This is a genomic window from Acidaminobacter sp. QWL-03 (genome assembly GCF_058683855.1).
Map to the genome: position 1 here is coordinate 1,472,197 of NZ_CM178752.1, position 17,488 is coordinate 1,489,684.

At 49.8% G+C, this 17,488-nt stretch carries 18 protein-coding genes, 1 tRNA gene and 1 other annotated feature; of the genes, 4 read left to right on the plus strand and 15 right to left on the minus strand.

From position 1 onward, the window contains the following. Window positions 1-11: 11 nt before the first annotated feature. From pheS to AC4PHM_RS06795, 15 genes are all read right to left on the minus strand, one after another. Window positions 12-1,031, minus strand: coding sequence for a phenylalanine--tRNA ligase subunit alpha (gene pheS / locus AC4PHM_RS06725; RefSeq protein ID WP_492020125.1), 1,020 nt, complete (start codon window positions 1,029-1,031; stop codon window positions 12-14). Between the two features lie 137 nt (window positions 1,032-1,168). Further along, window positions 1,169-1,397, minus strand: a binding site (T-box leader). Between the two features lie 143 nt (window positions 1,398-1,540). After that, window positions 1,541-2,332 (minus strand): TrmH family RNA methyltransferase, encoded by a 792-nt coding sequence (locus AC4PHM_RS06730; RefSeq protein WP_492020127.1) that lies wholly within the window; start codon window positions 2,330-2,332, stop codon window positions 1,541-1,543. 81 nt (window positions 2,333-2,413) lie between these two features. Then, on the minus strand, window positions 2,414-3,064 hold the full coding sequence (locus AC4PHM_RS06735) for a potassium channel family protein (RefSeq protein ID WP_492020128.1): 651 nt from the start codon (window positions 3,062-3,064) through the stop codon (window positions 2,414-2,416). 17 nt (window positions 3,065-3,081) lie between these two features. Further along, complete coding sequence (locus AC4PHM_RS06740; RefSeq protein ID WP_492020130.1) at window positions 3,082-4,458, minus strand: TrkH family potassium uptake protein; 1,377 nt, start codon at window positions 4,456-4,458, stop codon at window positions 3,082-3,084. A 130-nt stretch (window positions 4,459-4,588) separates the two neighbouring features. Then, window positions 4,589-4,948, minus strand: a complete 360-nt coding sequence (gene rplT / locus AC4PHM_RS06745) for a 50S ribosomal protein L20 (RefSeq protein ID WP_291403239.1) — start codon at window positions 4,946-4,948, stop codon at window positions 4,589-4,591. Window positions 4,949-4,967: 19 nt separating this feature from the next. Then, window positions 4,968-5,165, minus strand: coding sequence for a 50S ribosomal protein L35 (rpmI, locus tag AC4PHM_RS06750; protein WP_492020132.1), 198 nt, complete (start codon window positions 5,163-5,165; stop codon window positions 4,968-4,970). 28 nt (window positions 5,166-5,193) lie between these two features. Further along, window positions 5,194-5,742 (minus strand): translation initiation factor IF-3, encoded by a 549-nt coding sequence (infC, locus tag AC4PHM_RS06755; RefSeq protein ID WP_492020133.1) that lies wholly within the window; start codon window positions 5,740-5,742, stop codon window positions 5,194-5,196. A gap of 173 nt (window positions 5,743-5,915) precedes the next feature. Beyond that, window positions 5,916-7,832, minus strand: a complete 1,917-nt coding sequence (gene thrS, locus AC4PHM_RS06760) for a threonine--tRNA ligase (protein ID WP_492020134.1) — start codon at window positions 7,830-7,832, stop codon at window positions 5,916-5,918. A 454-nt stretch (window positions 7,833-8,286) separates the two neighbouring features. Next, on the minus strand, window positions 8,287-8,889 hold the full coding sequence (locus tag AC4PHM_RS06765) for a DUF445 domain-containing protein (RefSeq protein ID WP_492020135.1): 603 nt from the start codon (window positions 8,887-8,889) through the stop codon (window positions 8,287-8,289). Between the two features lie 21 nt (window positions 8,890-8,910). Continuing rightward, window positions 8,911-9,330, minus strand: a complete 420-nt coding sequence (locus AC4PHM_RS06770; protein ID WP_492020136.1) for an NUDIX domain-containing protein — start codon at window positions 9,328-9,330, stop codon at window positions 8,911-8,913. Window positions 9,331-9,463: 133 nt separating this feature from the next. Then, window positions 9,464-9,538: transfer RNA gene (locus AC4PHM_RS06775), tRNA-Gly, on the minus strand. Window positions 9,539-9,677: 139 nt separating this feature from the next. Further along, a complete protein-coding gene (hslO, locus tag AC4PHM_RS06780; RefSeq protein WP_492020138.1) occupies window positions 9,678-10,559 on the minus strand; it encodes an Hsp33 family molecular chaperone HslO in 882 nt (293 codons plus the stop codon). Window positions 10,560-10,561: 2 nt separating this feature from the next. Next, window positions 10,562-11,314 (minus strand): class I SAM-dependent DNA methyltransferase, encoded by a 753-nt coding sequence (locus tag AC4PHM_RS06785; RefSeq protein ID WP_492020140.1) that lies wholly within the window; start codon window positions 11,312-11,314, stop codon window positions 10,562-10,564. Further along, on the minus strand, window positions 11,311-12,468 hold the full coding sequence (locus tag AC4PHM_RS06790) for a CPBP family glutamic-type intramembrane protease (RefSeq protein ID WP_492020141.1): 1,158 nt from the start codon (window positions 12,466-12,468) through the stop codon (window positions 11,311-11,313). The genes AC4PHM_RS06785 and AC4PHM_RS06790 overlap by 4 nt, the downstream gene beginning before the upstream one ends. Then, complete coding sequence (locus AC4PHM_RS06795) at window positions 12,465-13,628, minus strand: M20 metallopeptidase family protein (protein WP_492020142.1); 1,164 nt, start codon at window positions 13,626-13,628, stop codon at window positions 12,465-12,467. The genes AC4PHM_RS06790 and AC4PHM_RS06795 overlap by 4 nt, the downstream gene beginning before the upstream one ends. A gap of 261 nt (window positions 13,629-13,889) precedes the next feature. Between AC4PHM_RS06795 and AC4PHM_RS06800 the strand changes: the two genes are divergently transcribed. The 4 genes from AC4PHM_RS06800 to dapD all read left to right on the plus strand — a co-directional run bounded on the left by AC4PHM_RS06800 (window position 13,890) and on the right by dapD (window position 17,455). Then, window positions 13,890-14,885, plus strand: a complete 996-nt coding sequence (locus AC4PHM_RS06800) for an aspartate-semialdehyde dehydrogenase (protein ID WP_492020143.1) — start codon at window positions 13,890-13,892, stop codon at window positions 14,883-14,885. 180 nt (window positions 14,886-15,065) lie between these two features. After that, the gene (gene dapA / locus AC4PHM_RS06805) at window positions 15,066-15,947 is read left to right on the plus strand and encodes a 4-hydroxy-tetrahydrodipicolinate synthase (RefSeq protein ID WP_492020145.1); all 882 of its coding nucleotides are present in this window, start codon (window positions 15,066-15,068) and stop codon (window positions 15,945-15,947) included. A gap of 17 nt (window positions 15,948-15,964) precedes the next feature. Further along, a complete protein-coding gene (gene dapB, locus AC4PHM_RS06810; RefSeq protein ID WP_492020147.1) occupies window positions 15,965-16,714 on the plus strand; it encodes a 4-hydroxy-tetrahydrodipicolinate reductase in 750 nt (249 codons plus the stop codon). A gap of 30 nt (window positions 16,715-16,744) precedes the next feature. After that, window positions 16,745-17,455 (plus strand): 2,3,4,5-tetrahydropyridine-2,6-dicarboxylate N-acetyltransferase, encoded by a 711-nt coding sequence (dapD, locus tag AC4PHM_RS06815; protein ID WP_492020148.1) that lies wholly within the window; start codon window positions 16,745-16,747, stop codon window positions 17,453-17,455. Window positions 17,456-17,488 lie beyond the last annotated feature (33 nt).

Sequence of the window (17,488 nt, forward strand, 5' to 3'; positions counted from 1 at the left end):
TTCTCGCCCTCCTAAAACTGTTCAATGAAACGCATGTCATTTTCAAACATCAGACGGATGTCGTCGATTTCAAGTCTCAGCATGGTCACTCGGTCAAGACCCATGCCAAAGGCAAAACCTGTGTATTTTTCAGAGTCTATGCCGCACTCCTCAAGGACGTTTGGATGCACCATACCGCAGCCAAGGATTTCGATCCAGCCGCTGCCCTTGCAGACACGGCAGCCCTTGCCGCCGCATTTGAAGCAAGTGACGTCCACTTCGGCGCTCGGCTCTGTGAACGGGAAGTAGTGCGGTCGGAACTTCGTCTTGGTGTGTTCGCCAAACAAACGTTTTGCAAAGACGTCCAAAGTGCCCTTCAGATCAGCCATGGTAATGTTCTCATCCACCACTAAGCCCTCAATCTGGTGGAACATTGGGGAATGCGTCGCGTCCAGCTCGTCGAAGCGGAAGCAGCGGCCCGGTGAAATGACTTTGATGGGCGGACTACTTGCCTTCATAGTCCTGACCTGAACCGGGGACGTCTGGGTTCTGAGGAGAATCTCCTCCGTGATATAGAACGTATCAGACAGGCTCCTGGACGGGTGATCCGGCGGCGAATTCAGCGCGTCAAAGTTATTGTATACAGTGTCTACCTCCGGCCCCTCAGCGACGCTGAAGCCCATACCTATAAAGATGTCCTGAATCTCGTTCAAAACCACCGTCAGTGGATGCAAATGCCCGCGTTTTTTCGCCACACCCGGTAAGGTCACGTCGATCTGTTCCTGGATCAGTTTGTCGCCCAGGGCGCTGGCGGATTTGACCGCTTTTGCCTCTTCAAGGGCTGCTTCAATAGCTTCTCTGGCCTCGTTGATGATGCGGCCCATCTCCGGCCGGTCTTCAGGCGCCACCGAGCCCATGGATCTCAGCAGTGTCGTCACCTCGCCCTTTTTCCCGAGGTACTTGACGCGGAGGGCTTCAATCGCCGCCAAATCCGCGGCGCCATTAATCTCGGACAGGGCCTGCGTCAACATGCTCTGAACATTGTCTTTCATTTGTACATCTCCTCTCAGTTTTCACTTTCATGCCAGTGCGGTTTTTTGCCGATGGTCATCTCACCCGCAACCCACCAGCCATCACTTGATGTTATAAGTCTCTGGGTGTTTTTGGACAAATAAAAAAATCCCCATCCCAAAGGGACGAAGATTTTACTCCGTGGTACCACCCAATTGACGCGGCGACATAATCGCTTTGCCACTCATTGACAGTCCTTAACGCGGACAGGACGTTTCCAGCTACTGAATAGTTTCACCGAAAAAGCTCAGGAGTGAACTTCATCCACATCAAATCAAAAGGCTCCCACCATTCCTTTTTCGCTGAAGATCTGAACTATAGACTACTCTCTCCGTCATTGCCGGCATGAAATACGCATAGATCAGCCAAAAAACCGCCGACACTTACCTCATACCTTCATTTCAATTGTAAATACTATAGCATAATGAAACGCCAGGTTGCAAGAGATACTTTTCCCCATGACAACGCAGGGCGCCGCTTTTCAGTCGTTTCACAGTCGTCGTTGGCGTGTGGCTTCGAATAGGATTACCCCTGCAGCAATCGCCGCGTTGAGGCTCTCTGCGCCCCCGCGGATTGGAATCCTAAGGCGCTGAGTCGCCAAAGCTTGAATTTCCTCAGAGATCCCCTCTGCTTCGTTTCCAATCACCAAAACGGTAGACTTTGTCCAGTCGTAAAGGGCGTAATCCTCTGAATCCTCGAGAACCGCCACTGCGATTTCAAAGCCATTCGAGCGAAATTCAGCCAGCGTTCCTGCGAAATCTGAACACTGAACCAATGGCACGTCAAAGAGAGATCCCATTGTCGAGCGCACGACTTTTTCATTGAAAGGCTCGACACAGCCCTTGGAAAGCAGAACCCCCTCCACGCCGGCTGCGTCAGAGGTCCTGAGTATAGTCCCAAGATTACCGGGATCACGGATTTGATCCAATGCCAGAAAGAGACTGCCTTCCAGCGGCCGGGGCGCAAGCTCCGGCATTTCAGCGACACCAAGACAGCCCTGTGAATGGACGGTTTCAGATAAGACTTCAAACAATTCGCCTTCGAGAATGGTCACGTTTATGCCCTGGCTTTCAGCGTGCTGCGCGAGATGAATAAACTCAACGCGGTCTGCTTCTCTCTGGTCCAGGATCAAATCGCGGAGCGGCCATCCCCGTGCCATGACATGTCGCACTAAACGGACACCTTCAATCAGAAACAATCCTTGCTGGATACGGTGCTTTTTAGAAAGTAAATTTTTATATCCTTTGTAGATATCATTTTGTGAAGAGGCTATGTGCTTCATTGATGAGTACTCCCTTCAGGTCAGGGTTGGCGCCAGAAAACCATCGGCAAAAGCCTTGCGAAAACTGGGCATCAGGACAGGTTATGACTTGTCGATCCGGTTCAAATCGTCATTATGCCCTATGACGACCAGGACATCCCCTTCGCGGACCACTTCGTCCGGACCCACAGCGACTTTGATGTCAAAGCCCTGCTTGATCGCCATAACGTTGATGCCGTATCTGGCGCGCAGGTTCAGCTGTCTCAGGTTCTTACCAATCCAATGGTCCAGCGCCACAATTTCAACAATACTGTAATCCGGCGCCAGCTCAATATAGTCCAAAATATTGTCAGATACCAGATTTTTCGCTATTTTGATGCCCATTTCCCGCTCCGGAAAGACCACGCGATCTGCGCCGGTCTTGTACAACACCTTACCGTGCAGCTCGTTCTGAGCTTTTGAGATCACGTATTTGACCCCCAGCTCCTTGCACATGAGCGTGATCAGAATGGAGGACTGAATATCAGAGCCAATCGTGACCACCGCGACGTCAAAATTCCGAATCCCCAGGGATCGAATGGTCTGCTCATCCGTGGCATCGGCCTGAACCGCGTAAGTGACTGATTCAGAAATGGTCTGTATAATCTCCTCGTTCTTGTCCACCACCATGACTTCTTCACCGAGCTCGGTAAGCTTCATGGCGACACTGCTCCCGAAACGGCCGCAGCCAATGACGACAAATTGTTTTTTCAAGGTGAAGGCCTCCTCAATCAACCAACGTTGACTTTACTCTCTGGGTAACGCACAAGCGCCCGGTTCATGGATTGGCGTCTGGCCAAAGCCATGACCAATGTCATAGGACCCAGTCGTCCGAAGAACATGGTTACAGAAAGTACCACTTTGCTGACATCACTCAGCATGGGTGTAATTCCGGTGGTAAGTCCCACTGTACCAAAAGCGGATACAGTTTCAAAAATAAGTGCCATAAATGTAAATTCTCGTTCGTAAAACGACAGGACCATTGTGACAATGATCACCAGCGCCAACGCCAGGGACATAAGCGCAAGTGCCCGGCTGATTAGAACTTGTGAAATACGTCGTTTGAACATAACGGTCTCTTCATAGCCGCTGATCACTGACCCAATATTGAATAGAATCAGACCAAATGTTGTCGTCTTAATTCCGCCGGCCGTAGATGCGGGACATCCGCCAATAAACATTAACACTACCGTCATTAAAAGTGAACTCATGGTCAGCTTATCCAAAGGCAGTGTATTAAAACCCGCTGTTCTTGGCGTCACGGCCGCAAACATGGCCGCCATCCATTTTTCCAACATACTCAGATTTCCAAGTGTATCAGGGTTATTATACTCAACCAAAAAGAAAAATACAGTCCCAACGGTGATCAGTCCTATCGTAACTGTCACTGCCAGTTTAGTGTTCAAATGCAGTATCTTGAACTTCCTGTTAAGTACAAGGTCAGAAAGAACTGTAAAGCCCAATCCCCCCGTGATAATAAGCCCCATGATAGTAAAGTTTACGGTCGGATCCCCGACATATGCGGTCAGACTGGCGTAGTTGCCCATGATATCAAATCCGGCATTGCAAAAGGCTGATACCGCGTGAAACACTGAAAGCAATATCCCGTGACTTAAACCATACTCAGGAACAAATTTTGTGGAAAGTATTAATGCGCCAAGCGCTTCAATCGAGAACGTCATGATCAATACATTTCTGGTAATGCGAACGACACCGGAAATATTCTGGTGACTGAGTGCTTCCTGCATGACCAGCCTGCTCTTTAATGAGATTTTTTTGCCGACTATGAGGGCGAACATTGTCGCCATGGTCATAAAACCAAGTCCGCCAATTTGAATCAGAGTCAAAATAACCAACTGTCCAAACAATGTCCAATAAGTACCGGTATCTACAACGACGAGACCGGTGACGCACACAGCCGACGTCGCTGTAAACAGGGCATTAATAAAACCCACGCTTTCATTTGATTTAGACGAAATGGGCAGATCGAGCAAAATGGCGCCAAACAAAATCACGCTTCCAAATCCCAGTGCTAGAATCTGAGCTGGGTTCAAATCAATCAATCTATCCTTTTGGATGCGCTTCAAAAATCCTAGCCATGTTTTCATGCGCTCACCTCTAAAGTATCAAACTAAAAGCATTATAGCACAATTCATTTAAATATAAACAAGAAAACCACTGCTCTCACAGTGGTTTTCCATAACTATATAGCCGCTGCTGCCGCAGTCAGCTTTTAAATTACTTCGCGAGGCTTGCTTTCGCAGTCTCAACCAGCTTAGCGAAGCCAGCTGGATCATGGATTGCCATTTCAGAAAGCATTTTGCGGTTGATCTGAATGTTGGCAACTTTAAGACCGTTCATGAATCTGCTGTAGCTCATGCCGCTGAGGCGAGTCGCTGCATTGATACGAGCGATCCAAAGCTTTCTGAAATCTCTCTTGCGGTTTTTTCTTCCAACATAAGAAGAACGAAGGGAGCGCATCATTGCAGGGTTAGCCGCTCTGAAGACTTTGCTCTTTTGGCCGTAGAAGCCCTTGGTCAGTTTGAGAACTTTTTTATGTTTTTTCTTGGCGTTTAACGCCTTTTTAACTCTTGCCATGATTTAAATCCTCCTGATCTTAAGAATAAGGCAACAGCGTTTTGATACGCTTCATGTCGCTGCTGGAAACCATTGTAGCTTTTCTGAGATTACGCTTTCTTTTAGGCGTCTTCTTAGTCAGGATATGGCTCGTGTGTGAATGGGACCGCTTAAGTCCACCGCTACCAGTTACTTTAACGCGCTTTGCCAAGCCTCTGTGTGTCTTCATCTTTGGCATGCTCGTTTCCTCCCTTCAAATCAACAAATTATTTTTTAGGTGTAAATATCGCTACGAGAGTACGTCCCTCAAGGGACGGCTTCTTCTCGATATCTCCGCTGTCAGCAATCATTTCAGCAAAGTGTTTGATGACGGCTTCGCCAAGGTGTGCATGTCCCATTTCACGGCCGCGGAATCTGAGTGATACCTTGACCTTGTCGCCCTTTTGAAGGAACTTGGCAGCGTTCTTGGCTTTTGTTTCGAGGTCGTGTTCCTCGATGTTGAGGCCAAGTCTAACCTCTTTAATTTCTACCGTCTTTTGCTTTTTGCGTGCTTCTTTGTCGCGTTTTGACATTTCGTACTTGTGTTTGCCATAGTCCATGATTCTGCAGACCGGCGGTACAGCTTGCGGCGCAATCTTGACCAGATCGAGCTTTTTCTCGGCTGCCAGTTCCAAGGCTTCCTTGGCAGACATTATGCCGAACTGTTCCCCATCCTCACCGATAACTCGGAGCTCGCGGTCACGTATGGCTTCATTGATCTCAGTCTTTTTGTTAATGTTCCTCGCACCTCCTGAAAAAATAAAGCGGGTTTCCAAGTAAGAAACCCGCTTAAAAGACAAGAATTATCCAGACCCAACTTGAGCCCAAACTTCAACTGTGTGTCTTTTATGAACCCGGGCGTGCCAATGCAGCCGGGTGAGAAGCGAGCTTCTTCTTGATTAACAACAGTCGTATCATATCACGTCCTATAGGGACGTGTCAAGCACGATTAAAAGAATTTTCTTTCCGAGACCTCAGCCGCCACCAAGTCAGCGAAATCAGTGACACTGAAAACGCCAAGTTCGCCGCGGTCTCTGGAACGGACAGAAAGATTTCCATCTTCAACCTCTTTATCTCCGACGACCAGCATATAAGGGACTTTTTCAAGCTGTGCTTCGCGGATCTTGTAGCCGACTTTCTCGCTGCGGTCATCCAGCTCTACTCTGAGGCCTTTCGCCTTCAGAGCCTTCATGATGGATTCCCCGTATTCCGCGTGACGGGACGCAACCGGGAGAATTTTGACATGAACCGGAGAGAGCCATGTAGGGAACTTGCCCGCGAAGTGCTCGATCAAAATACCCATAAAGCGTTCAATAGAACCGTAGACGACGCGGTGGATCATCACCGGTCTGTGACGCTCTCCGTCTCTTCCAATATAAGTCAGATCAAAACGCTGCGGCATCTGCATGTCCAGCTGGATCGTGCCGCACTGCCACGTTCTGCCTATGCAGTCCTCGAGATGGAAGTCAATTTTAGGGCCGTAAAAAGCGCCGTCTCCCGGATTGAGCTTGTACTTCATGCCCGCTTCTTCAAGGGCTGCCTTAAGGGCTGTTTCAGCGTACTCCCACTCTTCGTCAGAGCCCATTGAGTTCTCCGGACGCGTGGACAGCTCGACGTGATATTTGAAGCCAAACTGCGTATACACCTCGTCAACGAGATGTGCGACATTCTTGATTTCATCCTTGATTTGCTCCGGCAGCATATAAATGTGTGCGTCGTCTTGAGTGAACGCTCTGACGCGCATCAAGCCATGCAGCGCTCCGGAAAGCTCATGCCTGTGAACGCGGCCTACCTCGCCGACACGGAGAGGGAAATCCTTGTAAGAGCGCATTTCCGTTTTGTAAACGAGCATGCTGCCCGGGCAGTTCATAGGCTTAACTGCGAAATCTTCTTCATCGATCGTCAGCGTGTACATGTTGTCGCGGTAATGGTACCAGTGTCCCGACGTCTCCCAGAGATGGTGGTTCAGCATAATTGGAGTCTCAATTTCTACATAGCCGGCGCGGTCATGCACGTCTCTCCAATATTTCATCAGCTCATTCTTGACGACCATACCCTTTGGCAGAATGAACGGGAACCCAGGTCCCTCCTCAAGGAGTGCGAACAGTTTGAGTTCTTTTCCGAGTTTGCGGTGGTCGCGTTTCTTCGCCTCTTCAAGGCGAGTGATGTACTCTTCGAGCTGGCTGGCTTTAGGGAAGGACGTCCCATACACGCGCTGCAGCATCTTGCGGCTGGAATCCCCGCGCCAGTAAGCGCCTGCAACACTCAAAACCTTGATGGCCTTAACCCTGTCCGTCGCAGGAACGTGAGGACCGGCACACAGATCCACAAACTCGCCTTGTTTGTAGAAAGAGATGATTTCGTCTTCAGGAAGGTCGCGGATCAGCTCCACTTTATAAGGCTCACCCTTTTCTTCCATGTACTTGACCGCTTCATCCCTCGGAAGCTCAAAACGCTCAATCTCATAGGCTTCCTTGACAATTTTCTTCATTTCCTCTTCGATCAGCGCAAAATCCTCTTCTGTAAAAACGTGCTCAGAATCGAAATCATAGTAGAATCCGTTGTCAATGGCAGGTCCTATAGCGAGCTGAGTTCCTGGGAACAATCTCTGAACCGCCTGTGCCAGAATGTGGGAAGACGTATGACGAAATGCGTCTTCGCCGTCCTCTTCCTCAAATTTCAAGATCTCAATTTCCGCGTCTTCCTCAAGCTTGTAAAACATGTCAACTACCTTGCCGTTGACTGTGCCCACCAAGCCTTCCTTAGCCAGGCGGCCGCTGATTTCCTTCGCGACTTCAAACAGCGACGTGCCTTGTTCAACTTCACGGACCGAGCCGTCCTTTAGCGTCAATTTTACTTTTGCCATTTTTGTTGCCTCCTTCAAGATTTCAAATAAATTCGTAAAATCATTTTAGCCGATGGTATTCAATCCCCAACTCCCAAGTAATTTACTTTTAGTCGCGAAGTTTCAAATTTTTGTCAACAAAAAAACTCCGGTCGCATGGAAAGATGATTGAAAACAAACATCTGTCATGGGACGAGAGTTACTCGCGGTTCCACCCAAGTTGCCCCGACGTTTCATTGAGGGGGCCAGCTCGATCTGCCTTAACGCGGCATACGCCATCTTTTCGGTTCTGCAAATGACCTAATAAGACGGTGCTCGGAAGTTAGTGTTCCCTGACAGTCCTGCCCGCGAGATGCTCACAGCCAAGGCATCCACTCTCTGAAGGGGTCCTGAAAGGTACTCGTCTTCCTCATCGCAACCTAATTTTCTTATCTAATGTTACGCCTGTTGAGAAGTGATGTCAAGACAAAGTTGTCTACAAGACAAAGAGAACCAGGCTCCCTTGGAGGAGACCAATGACAAAGCCTATTACACCGCCAAGCCATTCGATATGACGGAGCTCTTTGCTGGCGACTTCAAAGATTATACCTTCGATCTTTCTAAAGTCAAAGTCGTTGATCTTATCTTCGACCAGCGTCCCAATACTGACTTTTTCAGCAGCGCGGTGTACCACCTGTTCGCTGATTTCGGTGATGGCTGCGTCAGCGTTCTCATCAATGGCTTCTTCAATATATTTAAAGATCATGCCTCTGAAAGCGCTTGGAATAATGGACGGCATTTTTTGTTCCGCAATCTGTGTCACTCTGATCTTCACCATCCGGACGATTTCTTCTTTATCCAGATCTTCGATCATTTTATCTACAATTTCCTCAACGGTGACCAGTTCCCGTTCTACTGTTTGACCTACGTTGCGGGCTATTTCGTGGCGCCGCTTTGGCATCAGTCCCTGGAAGGTTACAGGAAGAAGCGGGATCTTATAGGGTTCATAGGGTCTGAACAAGAGTTTGATGGCAAGCCAGTTCGTAGCCCACCCAATCAACGCGCCAATCAGCGCCATTATGGCCAATTTCAAAATCATGATAAACTGCCTCCTGATGCTCTAAACATAAGTTTCAATTAAATAAGCCTGACCTTTCAAATACATGACCTCTATTGCTTCGGCTTTGTCCATCCAGATCAGCTGGTGATCCGTTTCCAGCTGCGCATGGCCACAGGACACAATTTCCGTTCTGTAGGCTGTGATGCGCTTATGATAAGCCATCTCTGTACCTTTGACAATCACATATTCGTCCACAGTTTCGAGAAACTCGCCTACCGAGAGCATGCAGCCCGCTTCTTCAAGGCCTTCCCGGATCAGACAGGCTTCATCCGTCTCTCCCGGCTCAATGCCGCCGCCAATCAAAAAATACCCGAGGGGTGCCTTCACCACACCCACTTGCCCTTCTCTGGTCAATAACCCATAAGCGCCCGGGCGGTAACTGTAATTCACGTGAGGTTCGACAATTCCAAAGCTTTTCACAGTGTCACCTCCATCTTTTGGATTTCGGAAGCGGGTGTCAGCGGCTTTAAGCCTATTGACCCCCACTTCCAAACTTATTAAATTATAAACAAAAGCACCAGCCCTCGCGAGCTGGTGCATCCATGAACTAATTTGGAGCGGAAGACGAGATTCGAACTCGCGACCCTCGCCTTGGCAAGGCGATGCTCTACCTCTGAGCCACTTCCGCTTACAACGTATTGCCAAGAATCATATTAGCGCATGCACCTTAATATTGTCAAGACGTTAAATTGTTTTTCTCGAAATTTTTGCTCGGGAGGTGTGAAATGGCGTAAATCGACCACTGGCCACTTCATCTGGAAGTTGGATTAATTTTCCACCATTTCTAGAATTTTCACCAAATCAGCATGACCAAAATGATAATTCTTATTGCAGAAATGGCAGTGGACATCCGCCTTGCCGTCTTCTTCAATCATTTGCGAAATCTCAGCTGTGCCAAGCACCATGATGCCCCGTTCAAATTTCTCTCGGCTGCAGTCGCAGCGATACATAGTCTCAGTCACTGCCGTGATCTCAGTATCAAAACCCGCCAAGGCGATCTCAATCAGTGATTCCATATTCTCTGACCCCGCCAGAAGCTCCGTCATGGTCGGCATGTGAGCCGCTAAATCCTCAAGCTGGTCGATGACCGCATCATCTGCAAATGGCATAGGCTGAATCACCATGCCGCCCGCGCGCTCAACAGAACCATCCGCGCCAACAAAAACCCCCAGAGAGACTATGGAAGGCTGCTGTTCGGAATACATGAAATAGGCTGCGAGATCTTCTGCAATTTCACCGGAAACAAGGTTAACCCGACCAATAAAAGGTTCTTTCAGACCGTAATCCTTGATCACGATCATCTCACCTTCGGACCCTACAGCCGAGCCCACATCCAGCTTGCCATTTTCTTTAGGCGGGAGCTCAACAGTCGGATGCCCTGCGTATCCTTTGACATTCCCCGTCGCGTCAGAGACCGCGAGCAATACGCCAAGCGGTCCATTCCCCTTTACCTGGAAAGTCAATTTGTCCGAGTCATTTTTCAGCATTATGCCCATCAGCGATGCCGCAGTCAGCACTCTTCCCAGTGCAGCAGCCGCCACCGGCGACAGCTGGTGCAGCCTTCTCGCCTCTTCCACAAGATCCGTCGTATCTGTTACAAAAAATCTCACGGCCTGATCAGCCGCCATGCCTCTATATAGTTTCCCCAATATTATCTCCTCCGAAAAATTAGTAGTGCCCGTTCTGAAGTCGGTCCCAGCTGCAGCATGGTTTCGCTGTCCAGAATTTCAACCGTTTCAAACCAGCTGTGAGCCAGAGCTGCCAGGGCTTCCGCCTCATGGGCATGCTGAACATGGGTCTCCTCAAAACGCTCATAAAGGTTTGGCTGTTCCTCGTCCCTCAGAAAAAAGGTCAAATGCATGGTTTGTGTTCCAGTTCCCGGATCATAGGCGTTTTCCCAGATCATCGAAATCTCCTCATCACTCTCAGCAATGGTCGTATTGCCCAATACGTGCTCCAGTTTATAAGGTGTGCTGAACTCCAGAAGAAGCAGACCACCGGGCACAAGTGCACCGGCCATATGCTCAAAGGCGCTCTTTAGCTGCGCCTCTCCTTCAATATAATTAATCCCATCATTGATCATGGTCAACAGATCCACAGGCTTGTGAAGCTTGAAAGTTACAATGTCCTGAAGCAGATAGCGGACCTTGAGGTGCGCTTCGTAGGCTTTGTCCTGGGCAATCGATAGCATAGGCTGCGACAGATCCACCCCTATGACTTCATAGCCTCGCTGCGCCAAGGCATTGGTAATATTTCCAGTCCCACAGGCTAAGTCCGCAATTTTGAAAGGCTTCGCGCCATGTCTGAAAGCAACCTCCAGAAGCCGCTCCGTCCAGTCGTCGTAATCCACCTCAGACATGAGGGCATCATAGCATAGCGCAAATCCGGAATAAGCATCCGTCATGACAGAATCCCCCTGAACATCAGAATCAGGTACACGCCAATCGCCAGGTAGAGCACGGCCCCGCCCCAAAGCGGCAGACTTTCCTTTAACTTCATTTTTGGCCGTTCGCCTTTGACCCAGTGCCGGTTTGAGAGTCTGACCTGTCGTTCACTTCTGATCGCGTTAAGGTTTACCAGACTGATAGCATCCTCATAATGCTCTACAGTTGGGACCTGATCATAAGGATACAGCCAGGCCTGCGCGCCGCCGACCGCAGCCGCAGCAAGCGGCCGGCCCGTCACGACAAACTGTTGGCCCGAAATTTTGAGGATGTCGCCGGGTTTCAAATACTCCAGGCGAATGGAGCGATAAATCATAAGCCCAAAAGCAACCATAGGCACGGCAATCACGAACAGGAATCCTGCCGCACCGGCCAGACTTGCTATGAGCATGTCCTTATTCTCCAAAAACAATTCCGTCAAATCCATCCCCGTCTCCATGCTGACCTCCTGGCCCCTGGTCATAAGATAGGAAATGGTCACCGCAAAGCCATTGTTGACCGCGTGACCTATCATGCCGGCGTAGATGGAACCCGTCACCTGCACCAGCCAGCCGAAAAGAAGTCCCAGGAAAATTGGGCCGACGAGATTGGCGAGGTTGAAGTGAAACAGGCCAAAGAGGACGGCACTCAAAGCAGCCGCAAACCGGTATCCAAACCGGCCCTCCAGCGCGTTCATCACCATGCCTCTGAAGAAGAGCTCCTCACAGATTCCGGGGGTGATGGCCATGACAAAAAAACTGACCAAAAAACCAGTCCCGGCCGATGCTTCCGGTAAAGTCTGAGGAATAAAATGGACCGTCACCATGAGTATAGCAATGACGGTGACATTCAAAAACGCGACGCCAGGAATCATCAACAGTGAGGCGCCAAAAATTTTCAATCCAATTCTAACCGGGATTGGGTTGAACCGCAAGGCCTTCTTTAAGTCCACCTTAAAAACGAGTCCAATCAGGACGAGCGGGATCACCAGCAGACCGTATTCTGTAAAGATGACACCCAACTCAAAATTCGCCGCTTGTGCCATGGATCCTATGGTCAAAAATGCCCCAGCCAGAACCAAAAAGGCCCAACTGACAGGCGTTAGAGGATAATGGGGCTTTAAACTGTTATTCATGATAGGACACCGGCTTTTTCAAATACTTTGATCATGGCGGATACGCCGTTGATCAGTACATTTTCATCAAAATTAAAGCACTCGTGGTGAAGACCAAACAGATGGCCTTGAGACGCGTCTCTGCATCCGACGAAGACAAAAAGTCCCGGCACGGCTTCCTGATAATAGGAAAAATCCTCTGCCAGCATCTGAGGCTCAATATCCAGAACATTGTCTCGCCCTACCGCTTCGATGAATAAATCTGCCAACGCCGGATCATTGAGCACCGGAGGATACATTGGCCGGACTTCGATCTCCGCCTCGCAGTCATACCCCTTGGCAACGCCGTTTACAATGGCTTCCATTCGAGAAAGGGAGGTTTCAAAGACGTCCTTGGAAAATGCTCTGAATGTTCCTTCAAGCCGTGCGTGCCCAGCAATCACATTGCGTTTTTCTCCGGAAATCATTTTCCCCACTGTCAGAACCGCAGACTCGGTGGGCTTAATATTTCGACTGACTACGCTCTGCAGAACGGAAACGAGGCTCGATGCCGCCAGCAAAGCATCTTTACCCAGATGAGGCATTGCGCCATGAGCGCTTTTCCCAATAATTTCAATGTCAAACTCGCCGGTCATGGCCATCAACGGGCCACTCTTGGTGGCAAAAAGGCCGGAGGCCACTTCCGGGAACAGATGATAGCCAAAAATGGACTCTACATGATACTTTTCAAAGATTCCGGACTCTACGAGGACTTTGGCGCCACCGGGACCTTCTTCAGCCGGCTGAAACAGGATCAGCACGCTCTTTTTCAACCTGTGGCGCTGTTCGGACAGCAACTGGGCCAAAAGCAGCGCCATGGTCATATGACCGTCATGGCCGCAGGCATGCATCCGGCCTTTATGTGACGACGCGAAGGCCAAGCCGGTTTTTTCTGTGACCTCCAGAGCGTCCATATCCGCTCTGAAAGCTATGCTCTTCTCACTTTCTCCGCGAATCCAGGCTAACACTCCCGTCTCGGCTATGCTCTCGACTACAACACCGTCGAGATCCTTTAGTGCAGAGAGAATATAGCGCTGAGTTTCAACTTCCTGAAATCCAACTTCTGGTATTTGATGCAGCGCACGCCTGTGGCGAATCGCCAGCTCCAATTTATCTATTGTGATTTGATCCGGTATAAACATACAGTTCCCTCCCGAGTTACAGGTTCTATCCAACACCCATTATACCTTAAAGTGAAGGAACCCGACAAACTTTATTGACATCTGGGGTCTTGAATGCTATTATTAAAAAAATTTAATAGTTTTATTCATTAATTATGTTATAACAGCAACACATTTAAGTGACTCTAAAATGCTGTTCCAAGCAGGCGCAAGCTGATCCATCGCCGCGTGAAATATGCATTTTTCTGTATAATGTATTCATTTAGAAGGAGGCAGTTTTACATGAAAAAAATTAACATCGCGGTCGTCGGCGCAACCGGTATGGTCGGCCGCAACTTTCTGAAGGTCCTTGAAGATCGTGATTTCCCATTTGACAACCTTTATTGCTTCGCCAGCGAGCGTTCTGCCGGCCAGGTTTTGACCTGCAAAGGCAAGGAATATGTCGTCGAGCCGCTGAACGAGCAGTCTTTTGATCGCGATATTCAAATCGCCCTCTTTTCTGCCGGCGGCGACACCAGCTTGAAGTATGCTCCAATCGCAGCTTCCAAGGGCGTCATCGTCGTGGACAACAGCAGTGCCTTCCGAATGGATCCGGAAGTACCGCTTGTCGTGCCGGAAGTCAATCCGGAGGCTCTTGACACCCACAAAAATATCATTGCCAATCCTAACTGCTCGACCATTCAGGCGGTTGTCGCCCTCAAGCCGCTTTACGACAAGTACGGCATTGAACGCGTGATCTACTCGACCTATCAGGCGGTCTCCGGAAGCGGCGTCAAAGGTATGACAGACCTTGAAGAAGGCCTCAAAGGCAACCACCTCAAGAAAGCCTATCCACATCCTATCGCAGGAAACTGCCTGCCTCAAATCGATGTATTCCTCGACAACGGCTATACCAAAGAAGAAATGAAGATGATTGATGAATCCAAGAAAATCATGGGTGACCAGTCTCTCAGAATTACTGCCACCACAGTTCGCGTTCCAATTTTCTACAGCCACAGCGAATCCATCAACGTCGAACTGAAAAAGCCGTTTGAAGTTGAAGACATCAAAGCGCTGTTCGCTTCAAGTCAAGGCATTGTGCTTCAAGATGATCCCGCGAACAGTGTTTACCCGCTGGCAGCAGAAGCCGCAGGCAAAGATCTCGTCTACGTTGGACGCGTTCGCAGAGACTTCAGCGTTGAGAACGGCCTGAACCTTTGGGTCGTCGCAGACAACACCAGAAAAGGCGCTGCTACAAACGCAGTTCAAATTGCGGAGCTGCTCGCAGAAAAGTTTTAGTCCCGCTTTTTTATGCTATAATAGGAATCAGCAGGACCCAGGAGGCTTCCCGGGTCCTTTCTTCACATCATGCTGAATTTGGGCTGTTCCGCCTGAGCCCGTCAGGCCCTCGCGACAAAGTACTCGGAAATAATTAATACATAAACACCCCAGACAACCTACTCGAAAGGATGATTTTTGATGAGTTTATTCAAAGGCGCCGGTGTCGCAATTGTCACACCGTTCGACGCTGACAACAAAATCAACTTCCCAAAGCTGAAAGAGTTGATCGATTGGCAGATTTCCGAGAAAACAGATGCCATTATCATATGCGGCACCACCGGCGAAGCGCCGACGCTGCGGGATGACGAACATATGGAAGCCATCAAATTCGCAGTTGAGGCCGTCGCAGGCCGCGTGCCGGTCATTGCAGGCACGGGCAGCAACGATACGCAGCACGCGATTGAAATGAGCCAGTATGCAGAGTCCGTTGGTGCGGACGGCCTTCTCCTCGTTACCCCATACTACAACAAGGCGACCCAGTCTGGCCTGATCCGTCATTTCAACGCCATTGCAGACAGCGTCAATATTCCCATCATCCTCTACAGCGTACCGGGGCGCACCAGCGTCAATATCGATCCGCAAACCGTCCTGGCTCTGTCTAAGCACCCGAATATCCAAGGGATTAAAGAAGCTTCAGGCAATATCGCACAAGTGGTCGAAATTGCCCGTCTGATTCCGGAGGATTTCTATCTCTACTCCGGCAACGACGATATGATCGTACCGCTGATGTCCGTAGGCGGAGACGGTGTTATCTCCGTACTTTCAAACATCATGCCGCGTGAGACCCACGATATGGTCATGCACTATCTGAGCGGCAACTTCGCGAAGTCACTGGAGCTGCAGCTCGGCCTAAAGCCGCTGATTGACGCCCTGTTCTGCGAAGTCAATCCTATCCCGGTCAAAACCGCTTTGAATCTGATGGGCAAAGAAGTCGGCCCACTCAGAGGTCCACTCTATGAAATGGAACTTAAAAACGTAGAGCGCCTGGAGCGCGAGCTCAGGGCAGCAGGACTTCTATAATCCAGTGAGGTGATCCCATGATCCGAATCATTCTATCAGGCGCGAATGGCGCTATGGGCAAAAATGTCCGGGAACTGGTCGCTGAACAGCCGGACCTGGTGATTTCCTGCGGCATTGACCGCCACCCTGATCCAGATGCCAAGTTTCCTCAGTTCGATTCCTTTGAGGCCGAGGGCATCGAGGGAGACGTCATCATTGATTTCTCCCATTATACCGCAGTGCCAGGCCTGGTGAACTTCGCCGCTGCAAGCGGCATCCCGGCAGTCATTTGCACCACAGGTCTTTCTGAAGACATCATTTCAGACATTGAAGCCAAAGCTTCAAAAGTCGCGCTGTTTCGTTCCGGCAACATGTCCCTTGGCATCAACCTGCTGATTGACCTTGCCCGCCGGGCATCAGAAATTCTGGGACAGCGTTATGATATTGAAATCATTGAAAAGCACCATAACAAGAAACTGGACGCCCCAAGCGGCACCGCCCTGATGATTGCGGACGGCGTCAACGAAGCGGCCAACAAAGCTTATAACTATCAGCATGGCCGCCATGGCAAAGACGCAAAGCGCATGCCAAATGAAATTGGGATTCACGCGGTTCGCGGCGGAACCATTGTGGGTGAACACCAAATCCTGTTCGCCGGCACTGACGAAGTCCTTGAAATCAAACACAGCGCGGCCTCTAAAAAGGTCTTCGCGGAAGGCGCCATCAAAGCAGCCAGATTCCTCAAAGACGCCGGCCCTGGACTCTACAGCATGAAAGACATCCTTTAAAAAATTATAAGAAGAGAGGCTTGCCAAGTTATGACGTATGATATGACAAACCCCTATGAAATCGCGCGTTTTATTAAAGACGCCAAGAAATCAACCCCTGTCAAAGCTTATATCCGAGGTCACATCACCCTGCCTGAAGGCTCACAGATCCGCTGTTTCGGAGAAGCACCCTTCCATGTGCTCTTTGGCGAGGCGGATGAGGTTCTGGATCTGATCGAAACACAGAGCCAGGGTATTGATGATTATGTCGTTGAGAATGATCGCCGGAATTCTGCGATTCCTATGCTTGACCTCAAAAAACTCAAAGCCAGAATCGAGCCCGGGGCAGTCATTAGAGACCGCGTTAAGATTGGGGAAAACGTCGTGGTCATGATGGGCGCTGTCATCAATATCGGCGCTGAAATTGGCGATAATACCATGATCGACATGAATGCAGTTCTCGGCGCTCGCGCCACTGTCGGCAAGAACGCGCATGTTGGCGCCGGCGCGGTCTTGGCGGGCGTTCTCGAGCCGCCTAGCGCAACACCTGTCATCATTGAAGATGGGGTCTTGATCGGTGCCAACGCTGTGGTTCTGGAAGGTGTCAAAGTCGGGAAGAATTCCGTCGTCGCCGCCGGCGCCATTGTCACAGAAGATGTGCCTGAAGGCGTAGTCGTCGCTGGAGCGCCAGCGAAAATCATCAAGTCAAAAGACGAAAAAACCGAAGGCAAGACACAGCTCCTGGATGATCTCAGGAAGTAGGCATCACGACCATCGGCCAAAAGCCTTAATCTG